The following is a 12,477-nucleotide window of genomic DNA, read 5'->3' as shown; positions in this document are numbered from 1 at the left end:
CCCAATTGAAAGAGAGGGATGTACATGCGAAGAAAGAGAAATCATCATTTTAAAAGTGGTGAAAAAAACGAAGAGTATGCTGCTGAAATATCACCAGCTGGCATACCAATTAGACATAAGCGTAAAGAAATTGCAAATGAAATAGAAGGTACAAATACCGGCGCAATGGTAGGCTATGTCGCTTTATTTCTTTCGTTATTCTCCATTGCTTTTTATCCAGTTACGCTCGGCTCCCTAGCAATTTTAGTTGGCCTATTAGCTGTCAATTTCGGAGCAAGAACACTTGGATATACAGCAATTGGTTTTGGTAGTTTTTCTGTTTTATTTACTTTACTTTATCCGCTTGCTTTGTCAGCGTTTTAAAAAAACACACCAAGTTATACTTGGTGTGTTCATTCATGATACAACATAATATGACCGCATCCACAACAATGTTTCGCTGTAATTTCTTGAAACACTGGATAATTTTCTTCATCCCTATGCTCAATAAATACTTTTTCAAACCGATACATGTTTGGTGCATATGCCCAATCTTGTTTCGTACGTGCATATAATGTTGAGGAAAAAAACTCCTCACCACCGCAAACGATACATGTGTTCTTCATCGCTATCCCTCCTATGCTTGTCTTACTTCATCTATATGAACATAAGCATAAAAAAAAGACCTTCTATTACTAGAAAGTCTTCTCTGAAACAAAAAGAAATGTACCAAACATTCCTACTCCGCTATATTCTTTTGAAACACCAGCTTCTGTTTTAAATGTTTGCTTTACAGTCATAAAGAATACACCATTTCGTGCATCTGTACTTTCAAATTGTAGTTTTTCTTTTTTACCATCTACATTTTGCGTGCATTCAAAACTACTCTCATTACAATTCAACGCATACTTATCCTCTACATACACTTTAAAATCTGATTCTTTCGGACAAGTTATAAGTAATATTGCCACGAGAATAATACTTACAATACCCACAATTGTATAATATTTCTTCATTTGTACTCCTTTCAAATGACAAGAAAACTTGACTTCATGCGCCAAGTTTTCTTAGTCAACAACCCATTGCCACTCTTGTTCTTTCTTATCAAAAATGAGCCAACCTGTTTCTGTTACTTCCTCTTTCAATTCATCGATATTATCTAGCACCTCATCCGTACTTTCATACGAACCAACTACATATACCGGAATTTCAAGACCTCTTCTTGACTCAATCTTCCCTGCTAGATCTATGTAAAGACCATCTTCCATTAGTGGAATAAGTCCCATAATCAATTCTTTTGAAATTGCTGGGAAAATTTTTGATTTTTGGAAGAAAGAAAAACGTTTCTTACCGAAAGCACCGAGTTTATACGGAATGACTTTACTTAACATTCCTACAAAATCGGCAATTCTACGATAATACACTTTGTTGTACCATCCGTCATCATGTGAAAAATAAACAAATCTATTTTTCAGTAACGGAAAGAATGTTCTTGCAAGTGGTTCTTTTTTGTGAGCCAAATATAATAATTCTGCAATTTCTTTCGGCTCTAATTCATCTAAATCGCTTGCATCATCAAAATCTACCCAACAAAATTCATCAAATTCATCAATCTCTGCTTGAATTAACTTATGTATATTTTCTTCCTCAACATATTCAAATAAAGTATGATAATGAAAATCCGTCCATTCAAAGTTGTGCTTCAAAAGCAACACTTGATGAAGCGGTGAAGGGATGTTACTCGCAAACTCTTTAAACGTAATTCCTGATGTAATAAAACAATGACCTCGACGATTACCATTAATATATATCATATTCTTTACTTGGTCAGATCCTCCAGACAAAGCACCTAGCCACCTTCGTTTTATATGTTTCAATTCTATAGCATATTTTAACATGAAAAATTTTAGAAACATAGAAAAAACTTCAAAAACTATTTACAATTTCATGTGTTTTATTACATAGTGATTACAAGAAAAAACGCCTGCTCATAAGCAGGCGTTTTTAAAGGATTTCATCTGGGTTTTGAGGATGATGATTTCCCTCTTTCTTTTCTTCTTTTTGGAACATCGATTGAATTTTATCAATTGTTTGTGGAGCTAATTCAATCATTTTTTCTGCTAAATGTGTCGCATTTTGTAGATGAAGAATATTTACTCCATCTTTATTCACCACAAGAAATGCTACTGGTGTAATAGAAACACCACCCGCGCTACCGCCACCAAATGCAGGGTTACCGTTCGCTCTTTGTCCATCATTCGTTTGGAAATCAGAACCTCCTGCTCCAAAACCGAACGCTACTTTAGAAACCGTTAACACCACACCACCGTCAGCCGTTTGAACAGGCTCTCCAACAATCGTATTTACATCAACCATTTCTTTTAAATTTTCCATTGCTGCTTTCATTAACCCTTGAATTGGATGATCCACCGTTCATAACCTCCTTTGTCATATCTTTCCTAGTTTTTCCGAAAGTTTGTGAACTAAACATAAAATTTTATATTGATTTCAAAAAACTTAAGTTGTAATATTTAGAAAAAATAAAAAAGAGGTCGATTCGTTATGATGCGAAAATTAACAAAGAAAGATCATGAACAAGTATTCGCTTACCTAAAAGAAGAAGCAGCCATTAACTTGTTTATTATTGGAGATATTGAAGCTTTCGGTTATGACACAGATTTTCAAGAATTATGGGGAGTATTTAAAGAGAATGGGACATTAAAATCAATTCTACTCCGATTCCACGATTCATTTATACCATATAGTAAAGAAGACTTTGTTACCATTGATTATGAGGCACTTCTTTCCGCATATAAACCGCTTAAACTCTCTGGCAAGTCAACTATTGTAGAAAGGTTTGAAACTTCTCCAAGTCTACAATTGGGCGCCAAAAATGAAATGTATTTTTGCGAATGTCTAAATGACAACAACTTACCTAGCACGCCTATCCAAGAAACAATTAAACTTGCCACACTAGATGATGTAGAGCGAATTATGCAATTAAGAAGTGACATCGCTGAATTTCCGACTACTAATGAATCAGAGAAAATATTAAGGCCGGCTATCGAAACAAATACAGGACGTACATATTATATTGAAAAAGACGGTGCAATCATCGCATCCGCCTCTACTTCCGCTGAAAATTCATTATCTGCTATGGTAGTTGGTGTATGTACACACCCGAATTATCGCGGAAATGGCTACGCTTCACTCATATTACAAAAAATGATTCAAGACTTTACGAAAGAAGGCCGAACACTTTGTTTATTTTATAACAATCCAGCTGCTGGACGAATTTATAAACGACTAGGGTTTAAAGACATTGGGATGTGGACGATGTATCGATAATAAAAAGCCGTGTTCGCTTAATTACGATACTTTAGAGGTTGAAAACGTATAATGAGGAATGTTTTTGTTCAATACGGTTGTTGATATCGTTCACTCTTAACGATGTTTATCGTTATCCACATTTTACCGCACATCTTACTATTTGTACAAGCCGTAAAGTGTGGATTTCGTTAAATAAATACCGCAATAAATTGCGTTTTCCTACGAATTTATCCACAAAAAAAGACGTAGATAATGAAATCCACGCCCCCTCTCGCAACTATTGCGCCTTATACTTCTCGAAAAATTCATAGAGCGCAATCTCTACAATTTCATCACGATTCAAACGATGCTTATCTTCGAATCTATCTAACATGGTACACGCTTCCTTGTCGAGATTCACCGTTCTGCTAACCTTTTCTTTCGCCTCACTTTCTCTAATGCGGTCGTGCAACGAATGAATCGGATTAGTATTCTTCTGAGCCAAAGTCTTTTCCTTTTGTTGCTTTATCGTATTAACTGTGTTTTTAGTCGGGCCCCATTCGCTCATGATTTTCCGTAGCGTATTTACTTCTTTTTTCGTAAGTGCATCATTTGTAGTTTCTAGCTTCTTAGCATCGGCAACCTCTACAAATTCTCGGATATCCGCTTTTAAAGGCGCTTCCCCTTGTCCTGTAAAATACCAACCTATACCATCTTTTTTACTATATTTATACCCTGCGTTTTTTAACCCCTTTAACAACCTTTTATCACACATACCAATTTCTTTTCCAACTTCCTTAGCGTTACTTTCTTTCAATGACGCTATTACTTCCTCGATTTTCACATGATCCTCTCCTTCTTATTACGCAACTTGCGCAATATTATATTATCTAATTTTTACAATATAACTTTTTAAATATATCACATAAAAAATAAAAAGGTGTAACAAATCGACCGTTCACCTCACTTCCGCCCGTCTCTTAATCCACTTAAACGAAATAGAACGCATTTAGACGATACTATACCCACGAAACAAAAGATAATCCACTAAAAAAGAGACTAGAGCCGAAGCCCTAGCCGATCTATTTCGATTACTTTTATTTTTTAGTCGCAAGACCCGTGATCTTAGCGTGTGCCGCTTCTTGTAACATTTCTAGCGTGTACTCGCCGACTAACATTCCTTGCATGTAATCGCCTTTTTTACCTAAGTACTCGTGAGAAAAGTCGCGTCCTACTAGTGGACGGATAGATAAACGATTCGCATCGATTACTAAGATCTCGCCCGCAGGGATGTTTTTATTTAGTAAGATCTCAGCCGCTCCGAAGTCGGAAATGTAGTGATCTACTACTTGACCCCGTCCATTATCTAGACGATCTAAGCGAACTAACGCATTTTGGAAAGCTGAGATAGCGATCTTTTGAGTAGCACCCGTGATAATTTTGTAGTTACCACCTGCATTAGATCCGCTTTTTTCTAAGATTAAACGGAATGCTTCGATCAGATGCTCGTCCGCAATTTCTGCGCCGTCTGCTTGGATTACGTTTGTTTTAATAAACGAGCGAATACCACGCATCATACGTGTATTGCCTCGCTCGTAACGAATACCATTGATAACCGCTTTTTCTAATTGCAGCGCTAGCTCTAATTGTTTCTTTTGCTTCTCTTGTTCGAACGCATTATCTACACCATATTGCGCGATTGCCTGCGCCGTACCTGTTAACTCGACTGTCTCGTCGAAAATCTGCGTAAGATTCGATACACGATTACGAGGCTTATAACGAGCGTCACGAGCGTCCGCACCTTCCGAACCTTCTACGAACATAACTTCTAAAGTTGCGCCAGTTTCTACAGTTTCCGCAGTTGTGCCCGCATATCCACGAACTACTGTTAATTTCTTACCTTCGACTTTGCCGACTAGGATTAACTCTTCACCGTTACGAATGACTTGATTAGGTCGGAATGCTTCCGCGTCTTCAACTGTAATCGTCGTAGCTTCTGCCGACGCTTCGTTCGCTGCGATGCCATCCTGAGCAAACATTTCATCTTCGAACCATACATGTTCTACGTTAGTTACTGGATCGCCGAAACCGAGTAAGTCGAGCATAGGTGTTTGTAGCGGATTTAGTAATAACATCTCATCCGTTACACTTTCTTTGACGCCGATTAATTCATTAGAATAAGTTTTTACCATTTTTATTTCCCCCTTAGAATTAGAAAAAAGCCACCTGATTACAGATGACTTTCCCTTTTGTTTTATTTATATTTAAAGGCATATCGCCTATTAATATCGCTTAGCTCTTGAATCTCGCAGGTATTTGTTTATACTTCAAGATATTATTCCAATCGCTATCATTTGGCGGTACGGGAATATCGACGATACCTGCCGCATTCTGCATGATCGGTCTAGCGCCTTTTCGACTTCTAAAGCGCTCATTCATAAACTCGACTGCCCATTGATTCTCGCTTTCGATACGTAATATTTCTAAGACTGCCGCGAAGTAATCCTTTAGTCCTTGTTCCGCCTTCTGACGCAGTGGATCGACCTTCTCTTGTCGTAAGGTTGGTACGAAGTTATTTCGCCAGTCACGAGCAAGGTCGTCGAGTGTGATCGTACCTGCTAAATTCGCCATCGCATAATCATTCGCCTTACTGTACTCGCCTTCGGCAACTTTCAAAACCGCCCGAGCCTTTTCGATATCTGCCAGCGCTGCTTTCTTTTGCGTCGCTACTTTTTCCCCTGCGAATTCTTGTTGTAGGATCGCTTCATACGCCTTTGTAGCAGCCGCTACGTCCTCTTTCGCAGTTTTTATCTTTTCTCGATAACCTGCGATAAACTCATTCGCCTTATCATTTTGTACTGCGAATTCATCGTATAGTTTCCATTCCATCTTTTATTTCCCCTTTCGTATTTCCCTCTAGTAGTTTGATACCCTTACGCAGCCACTCGATTAATACTGTGCGCCGCTTCGGTATTGATTTTATTTGTGTTATTTCGTTCGGATCTTTTAACTCGTAAACATCTATTAAAGCGGTTCGTGTCCGCTCGTCTTCGAAACATCTAAGCGTTTCGCTTGTATCTTCCTGCGTTTTATAGTGTCCCATAATATCGAGCGTACCTAAACACGCAAGGTATATGTCTTCTGTGCTTGTCCATACGTCAAAACTAGGAAAGTCTTCGCAGTTTAGATATACGATTTCTCGTAGTTTCTCGGCTAGTGGTTTCTCTTCTAAAGGCGCTATGATTTTCGCTAGTAATGCATTATCTCTATAGAGGTAAGCAACTAAGAAGTATTTACCCCGCAGCTCATGCACGTTAGCTACTATCAGTGGTCGCATATCAATCGCCTCCCTTCGTTTTTAGTCGTTTTTGTAGATCGTTGCTTATGGCGATCATACTGCCGTCGAACGTTTGTAATAAAAATAGATTGCGTTCGCCGATGATCTGAGTAAGAAGTTCAGCTTTCTCTGATGGTAACTTTTGATCGCCTGATATATAGCGTGATATGCTCGCCTGTGTCGTTCCTAATAGATTCGCTAGGTCGAATTGCGTAATCTGTGCGAGCTTTAAGATTAACGCAAGGACTGACGCATTATATGACGGGTGGTTGTACATTACGTTTCGCCTCCTTGTTTCGTGTATTTTATACATGTGAGATTAAAAAAGAGCGGGTAAACCCGCCAGTGTAATCGAGCTTATAAGAAGAAGTAAACGATTATTTACGCGCATCAGGTCGTTATTTTTAATAAGACGTTTCCGCGCCAAGTGCGATATATTTGTTAATTTATCAATGTGCCATTACCGCAGATCGGGAATAATCTACGGCTGACACTACGAAAAGAGGAACTCAGGGGGAGAAAAGGAAAATCTTCTTCTCAATATATATGTAGTTCTATTTACTATTTAATTGTATATTCTATACAAACTTTTTGTATTTCTTTTTATTACCCTTGTGATATGTGAAATTATTCATCACCTCCTGTCTCGCGCTCCTTTTCTTGATACGCCGATTAGCTAGTTTCCGAATTTCGTCCAACTCTCATCTAAGCGCGGATCTCCTATGTATTTTTGCACCAACTTAACCGCTCCCCTAGGCGTTATCATTAGCGTCGTTTCGATACCACGAAGGATCGAATATGTCAGGCGTTTTTATGCCCGCAGCTCCCTTTGGTGTTTGCGGTATGGCGATCCAATTCGGGTGCGATTCCGTACCCGAATTGACGATAATGTGATGCTCGCCGTATTTCCTACGACCCTCAGCGATAACCTCGGATAATTCGCTTGTTCGTTGTGCTCTTGATTTATTTTCGATGTGTGTCATTTGCATTTGTACTACCTCCGTTTGTTTTTGTTTGTCTCATAATTCCGATTGCTGAGATCGTGAACGTCGCTCTCACTCCTAGAAAAACGTATCAGACTTTCGTATCTCGTATTCTTCCCGACGTGCCTTTTCTTGTTTTTCGCGTTTAATTCGTTTTTCATTAATGTAATTTGAGATCTCATTTACACGATCGAATAGAATGGCGTAACTCTGTGTCCCCTCGATCATTCCTGTCCGCTCGATTATCTTCGCTTTTTCTAACGTATATATGACGGTGAATATCGGATAGTCCAGTGAATCCAATATACTTTGACTACTGATAGACATCATTTTAGTCATTGCCGACTGTGCTACACCTTTAACTTCGCCGCTATCGTTGCCCAATCGCTTAAGTAAAGTTAACAACTCTAGAGGTATAGTAGACGGAATTTCGCAGCCCCTCGTAAGCTCTTCCGTTCGTACCTCTTCGCCTCTTATGTTTATTAGTTTAGTCATTTACATTCGCCCCTTTTCTTTTCGATACTTCCTCATTCGTTCAGTTTCCGACGCGCTAAATTCGGTCATGCTTCGTTCGAATTCGTCATGGTACTCTTTCGCGAGTGGGTAGCGTTGCAGTAGTTCCGCTTCTGTTAATGGCGCTAACGGTACATAGCGATTGGAATTCGTTTTATTGGCGCGTTCGACGCGGATAAGTCCGACTTTTTTCAGTAGTGCAATATGCCTTTTAACCGTCGATGTCGTTTTCTTTAGTAGGTTTGCCAGCTCATATTGAGATGGATAAGCATATTTAGTGTCTTTTGCCGTATATTGAATGATGACTTGATATAGAAATATCGTTTCTGTCGTGAATCCGTACGGCTGCAAGTTCATGTAGTGCATGATATTCCTCGGCACTTTGATGAATCCACTCTCCGTTTTTTCGTGCTTATCATAGAATGGTTGCTCGTCGTACTTCTTCGTGATCGATTCTAGATCCTTGACCATCTCTTTCTTTCTCGATCGGCTATCCTTTTGTGCCTGTCGTTGCTCTTCTGTTAGTGCCATAATAAGCACTCTCCTTTCATGTTCGTTTGATTAGTCACTGTTCGTTAGTTGGATCAGTCACTGTTCGTTAGTGTGATGTATCTTACGTAATAAAGACGTTATTAAAAAGACGTTATTATAAAAATAATATTTCTGTATCGAATTCAAAGAGCGAATTCTTACAGTGATTTTACGCAGCAATATAGACATTAATAAGATCGTGATAGAGCGTAAAAGACATTTAAATAATATCCGCCGCCATCCTGACGTTAATATATACGCGACGACTCGATCATTTTCGGTCAAGTAATGCGTAATAAGAGGATAAGTTTTGTTCGCATCGTCACCGTACTTACGTAAACATAGACGCCAACCTTTACATATTTCGGGTGACTTCGTATGCAATTCGTACAGGCTGCGGATATCCTTACACGTACATAAACGCAGCAACGGCACATTTTGGGTTAAATACCTTTAAAAAAATATATACGGATATTTTTTCGGATCTATAATAATAGAAACTAGACTTCGTGTAACCTGCTGCGTTAAGATCAACGCCCTGAGTTAAAAATGGTGGTCGCTTTGCTGAACCGACTGTGTGAGCGCCTGCCTCCGTGCCTTTGGGGGGTTCGGGAAAATTCCGATTCGGGTTGGCTCGTTGTTGAATATCGTCGTCCTCTTCGTGCGTCAGTGAGCGAGAGAGCCTTTAAAAGAGGTTTCGAAGTTTCACGATCAAGAAAGATTCACGAAAGAAATACAAAGAAAGAAACATTAATTCGAATTCAATTACGAATTGCAATCGAAACTCAATGCGAAGAAAGAAGAAACGAATCGCAATCGAACTCAACGAGAAGAATCGCGTGAACTTAATCGATAAGACTTTCAGCATTCGAAACTCAACGAGAAGAAAGAAGATCGAGAACAATTCTTTAAACGAATTCAATCGCTAACAATTAAAGAAGAGCGAAAGCAATCGAATACTTCTCTCGCTACTCACGATTCAATACGATTATCTCTGCGCTGATGTAGTACATCGTAGTGTAGCCGTATAGTGTGCGTATGTATGGCGGTATGTACAACACCCCCTATCAGGCGCTATAGATTAGCCCGTACGAGTCTCTAGATTACTCGATTATATTCGTTAGCTGAGACGATATAGCGCAGCATGTATAGCCGTGTGGCGTCGTCCCGTAAGGTGTGTGGGTATATGGTCGGGTGTCTTGGATATGTGGTCGCCTGTTGGTAATATAGTGCGGGGTGTTGGTCGATCAGATACGCGGCTAGGTACGGCGGTGTTTCATAACACAAAACATATAGTGAGGTACTGTTATATAAATATGCGTCGTGGGTAGTAGTCTAAAAAGGTACACGTTTGTAGACGCTAAGAAAACGATCCTACACCCGTCTACTAACACACATAAATAAACCTTAATAGACGTCTATAAAATAATTGACGTTTATAGACCGATATTATATATTTAACGTATCAGTTAAACGAAACGGGGTTTTCATTATGGCAATCAGCTTCGGTTACATCCGCGTATCAAGTAAGGATCAGAACCTAGATCGACAATACAAAGCGTTAGAACCTTATGTAACAGACGCGAAGTATATCTATAGCGATAAGGCGAGCGGTAAGGATATGGATCGTGAAGGCTTTCAGAATATGCTTAAAGCAATGCGCGAAGGCGATACGCTCTATATTAAATCGGTCGATCGACTGGGTCGCAATAAGCAGCAGATCAAAGAGTACTTAGAATACTTTAAGAAAGAAAAGATCCGCGTTAAGATCATCGACCTTCCTACGACGATGGCAGATGTTCCCGAAGGTCAAGACTGGGTTATCGATATGATCAATAACATTATTATCGAAGTTTATACGTCAATAGCAGAACAAGAACGAAAAACAACAAAAGATCGTCAAAGAGAAGGTATCGATGCGGCAAAAGAGAAGGGCAAACACCTCGGACGCCCGATCATGGAACTTCCCGCAGACTGGGATCGACTATATGGTGAATGGAAAGCGAAGAAGATCATGGCAGTCGAGTTTATGGCAGCGGTCAATATGAAGAAAGCGACATTTTATAAGAAGGTAAAAGAGTACGAGGCATCGGCGAAATAACGTCGGTGTCTTTTTGTGCGCTGAGATCGAAGCCCTAGACCTCTATGACGCAGCGAGTTGTATACGATTGTAAAATAAATTAAATAAAATTATGACTACACGGCGATCAGGTTGGCGGATAAAAACCCCTTGAGATTTCGAATAGCCCTTTCCGATCGGCTTCTGCTGATGTATAGCGGTCACTACCGAAATGTAGCGAAGTGTACCGATCCCTATGAGTTTCGTATATACGTAAATCAATGTAACTATTTTCGTTACATGTAAACCACCGTAAACCCTACTCTCGCAACAGATTCGCCGTTTCATCGGAAATATTATACGAGTTTACATTGAGGTTAGCGCCAATGAAATGCTGACGTTTATGCATAGTTAATAAACGTTGATGCTATGCGGTTTATACATCGGTTGCATAATAAGATAACGCATGCGATATACACTACTTGAAGAGTGAGTTTCGGAGGGGGGACGTATAAAGAGCGTTTTGCTACTGAAACACACAATAAATCACAATGGTTCGTAATGATGAAATACTAGAATTTCTGAATAAAAGCCTTTATTCACACGGATTCAAACGAAAATTAGTTAACGTTTGCATTGTGACTTTTTACTATCAAAAATTTTCGGAGGCGTGTCCATCCGATCCCTTCGTCTGGTAAAAGGTGCAAATTACTATACCATACTATAGTTACTTCAGCGAGTTTCTTCTATATATGCCGCAGATTATTGGCACTATAGTTCCTTATTGAAATTTCGTCAAAGGACGTCTGTAAGGAACGAAAAACTGATGAAATGGGAAGCGTTGGGAAGTCGTTATTATAGTTGTTTCTATAAATACGTAGTGAAATCGGCACTTCCAATCGTTAGATATTACATTGGTTGTGATGCACTCGTAAGAAATTTCGGGATTTTACGCGGTTGCAGACGGTTAGAATTTATTTTATCGGAGAAAGCTGAGTGGTTCTCTTTTTTGTTTTCTTTAACGATGATATAATTGGAATATATTATAAATTCTTTGTGGGTGCTAGAGTTAGGCGGGATTATACATTTCTAGCATCAAACATTTTGAAAGGGACGAGATATATTGACTCATCATTTCGAATACTCAATTGGTGCGGTACATATGAACAACGCAAAAGATTCTGTAGAAAAAATGCAACAAGCTACACCTAAAGAGATAGGCTTTAGTTATGATATAGAAGAATTTGAAATTTTTTCAAATAATACGAGATATGGTGTTTTAGCAATTTATAGTATTAATGCTGCGCTAGAAACAATTGTAGCTTTAACTTCGAGAGAATTTGGCATAAGCCAAACTCGCTTCGCTGCTAGAGTTGATACTCTAATTAGTCAAGGTATTATTACAAATCTTATAGCTATTGATAATCTCAAAAATCTGAGGAAGAAAAGAAACTTTATAACGCATTGGGAAGAAAATCCTACGGAGCTTTTAGGAACTTCAAGTTATTTACCTATAATGTTTGCTGAAACAACTCCTGAAAATGAGACTGAGGACTTAATTAGTATGCTTATACCAGAACGCATAAATCAATATATCTTAAATTTGACGGATTTATTAGACGATATAATATGTCAAATTGATAAAGAAATAAATATGAAATTATATTATAGTCTTCAGCAAATTAAAGAAGAACGACTTGTTGTAGGATACTAGGATAAGTTAATTCAGTTAATTAAGCAAGGTAAGATAACGCTGGTATAAAAGT

At 38.7% G+C, this 12,477-nt stretch carries 17 protein-coding genes; 5 read left to right on the top strand and 12 right to left on the bottom strand.

Features of this window, described 5'->3' with window-relative positions:
* Positions 1-24: 24 nt before the first annotated feature.
* On the top strand, positions 25-363 hold the full coding sequence (locus tag ATL10_RS04545) for a hypothetical protein (RefSeq protein ID WP_001253201.1): 339 nt from the start codon (positions 25-27) through the stop codon (positions 361-363).
* 29 nt (positions 364-392) lie between these two features.
* On the opposite strand, the gene ATL10_RS04540 is transcribed toward ATL10_RS04545, so the two are convergent.
* The 4 genes from ATL10_RS04540 to ytfJ form a co-directional block, all read right to left on the bottom strand.
* Positions 393-605 carry a hypothetical protein gene (locus ATL10_RS04540; RefSeq protein ID WP_000798747.1) on the bottom strand — a complete coding sequence of 71 codons (213 nt, stop codon included), beginning with the start codon at positions 603-605 and terminating at the stop codon, positions 393-395.
* A 69-nt stretch (positions 606-674) separates the two neighbouring features.
* Positions 675-995: a hypothetical protein gene (locus tag ATL10_RS04535; RefSeq protein ID WP_000761184.1), complete on the bottom strand. Its 321-nt coding sequence runs from the start codon at positions 993-995 to the stop codon at positions 675-677.
* 51 nt (positions 996-1,046) lie between these two features.
* Positions 1,047-1,823 (bottom strand): oxalate:formate antiporter, encoded by a 777-nt coding sequence (locus ATL10_RS04530; protein WP_142669930.1) that lies wholly within the window; start codon positions 1,821-1,823, stop codon positions 1,047-1,049.
* Positions 1,824-1,983: 160 nt separating this feature from the next.
* A complete protein-coding gene (gene ytfJ / locus ATL10_RS04525) occupies positions 1,984-2,409 on the bottom strand; it encodes a GerW family sporulation protein (RefSeq protein WP_000349991.1) in 426 nt (141 codons plus the stop codon).
* Between the two features lie 132 nt (positions 2,410-2,541).
* Here ytfJ and ATL10_RS04520 point away from each other — a divergent pair, with 132 nt between their 5' ends.
* The gene (locus ATL10_RS04520; protein WP_110496514.1) at positions 2,542-3,327 is read left to right on the top strand and encodes a GNAT family N-acetyltransferase; all 786 of its coding nucleotides are present in this window, start codon (positions 2,542-2,544) and stop codon (positions 3,325-3,327) included.
* A 259-nt stretch (positions 3,328-3,586) separates the two neighbouring features.
* Here ATL10_RS04520 and ATL10_RS04515 read toward each other — a convergent pair whose 3' ends face one another.
* The 7 genes from ATL10_RS04515 to ATL10_RS04480 all read right to left on the bottom strand — a co-directional run bounded on the left by ATL10_RS04515 (position 3,587) and on the right by ATL10_RS04480 (position 8,592).
* Positions 3,587-4,132, bottom strand: coding sequence for a CopG family transcriptional regulator (locus ATL10_RS04515; protein ID WP_110496511.1), 546 nt, complete (start codon positions 4,130-4,132; stop codon positions 3,587-3,589).
* A gap of 253 nt (positions 4,133-4,385) precedes the next feature.
* Positions 4,386-5,480, bottom strand: coding sequence for an SU10 major capsid protein (locus tag ATL10_RS04510; RefSeq protein ID WP_110496509.1), 1,095 nt, complete (start codon positions 5,478-5,480; stop codon positions 4,386-4,388).
* A gap of 100 nt (positions 5,481-5,580) precedes the next feature.
* Complete coding sequence (locus ATL10_RS04505) at positions 5,581-6,177, bottom strand: hypothetical protein (protein WP_002172409.1); 597 nt, start codon at positions 6,175-6,177, stop codon at positions 5,581-5,583.
* Positions 6,155-6,625: a hypothetical protein gene (locus tag ATL10_RS04500; RefSeq protein ID WP_110496507.1), complete on the bottom strand. Its 471-nt coding sequence runs from the start codon at positions 6,623-6,625 to the stop codon at positions 6,155-6,157. Before ATL10_RS04500 ends, ATL10_RS04505 begins: the two co-directional genes overlap by 23 nt.
* Before the next feature lies 1 nt (position 6,626).
* Positions 6,627-6,902 carry a transcriptional regulator gene (locus ATL10_RS04495; protein WP_110496505.1) on the bottom strand — a complete coding sequence of 92 codons (276 nt, stop codon included), beginning with the start codon at positions 6,900-6,902 and terminating at the stop codon, positions 6,627-6,629.
* 784 nt (positions 6,903-7,686) lie between these two features.
* A complete protein-coding gene (locus tag ATL10_RS04485) occupies positions 7,687-8,103 on the bottom strand; it encodes a hypothetical protein (RefSeq protein WP_110496503.1) in 417 nt (138 codons plus the stop codon).
* Positions 8,104-8,592, bottom strand: a complete 489-nt coding sequence (locus ATL10_RS04480) for a helix-turn-helix domain-containing protein (protein ID WP_223260375.1) — start codon at positions 8,590-8,592, stop codon at positions 8,104-8,106.
* A 1,552-nt stretch (positions 8,593-10,144) separates the two neighbouring features.
* On the opposite strand from ATL10_RS04480, the gene ATL10_RS04475 reads away from it, so the two are divergent.
* A complete protein-coding gene (locus tag ATL10_RS04475) occupies positions 10,145-10,753 on the top strand; it encodes a recombinase family protein (protein WP_110496501.1) in 609 nt (202 codons plus the stop codon).
* Between the two features lie 42 nt (positions 10,754-10,795).
* Here ATL10_RS04475 and ATL10_RS30910 read toward each other — a convergent pair whose 3' ends face one another.
* Positions 10,796-11,059: a hypothetical protein gene (locus tag ATL10_RS30910; RefSeq protein ID WP_142669929.1), complete on the bottom strand. Its 264-nt coding sequence runs from the start codon at positions 11,057-11,059 to the stop codon at positions 10,796-10,798.
* A 478-nt stretch (positions 11,060-11,537) separates the two neighbouring features.
* On the opposite strand from ATL10_RS30910, the gene ATL10_RS30905 reads away from it, so the two are divergent.
* Positions 11,538-11,744: a hypothetical protein gene (locus tag ATL10_RS30905; protein WP_142669928.1), complete on the top strand. Its 207-nt coding sequence runs from the start codon at positions 11,538-11,540 to the stop codon at positions 11,742-11,744.
* Between the two features lie 129 nt (positions 11,745-11,873).
* Positions 11,874-12,425 carry a hypothetical protein gene (locus ATL10_RS04470; protein WP_142669927.1) on the top strand — a complete coding sequence of 184 codons (552 nt, stop codon included), beginning with the start codon at positions 11,874-11,876 and terminating at the stop codon, positions 12,423-12,425.
* The last annotated feature ends 52 nt before the right edge of the window (positions 12,426-12,477 follow it).

The sequence above is a fragment of the Bacillus sp. 196mf genome, from assembly GCF_003217275.1.
Lineage (GTDB): Bacteria > Bacillota > Bacilli > Bacillales > Bacillaceae_G > Bacillus_A > Bacillus_A thuringiensis_S.
This window is presented reverse-complemented; position numbering and strand designations above follow the sequence as displayed.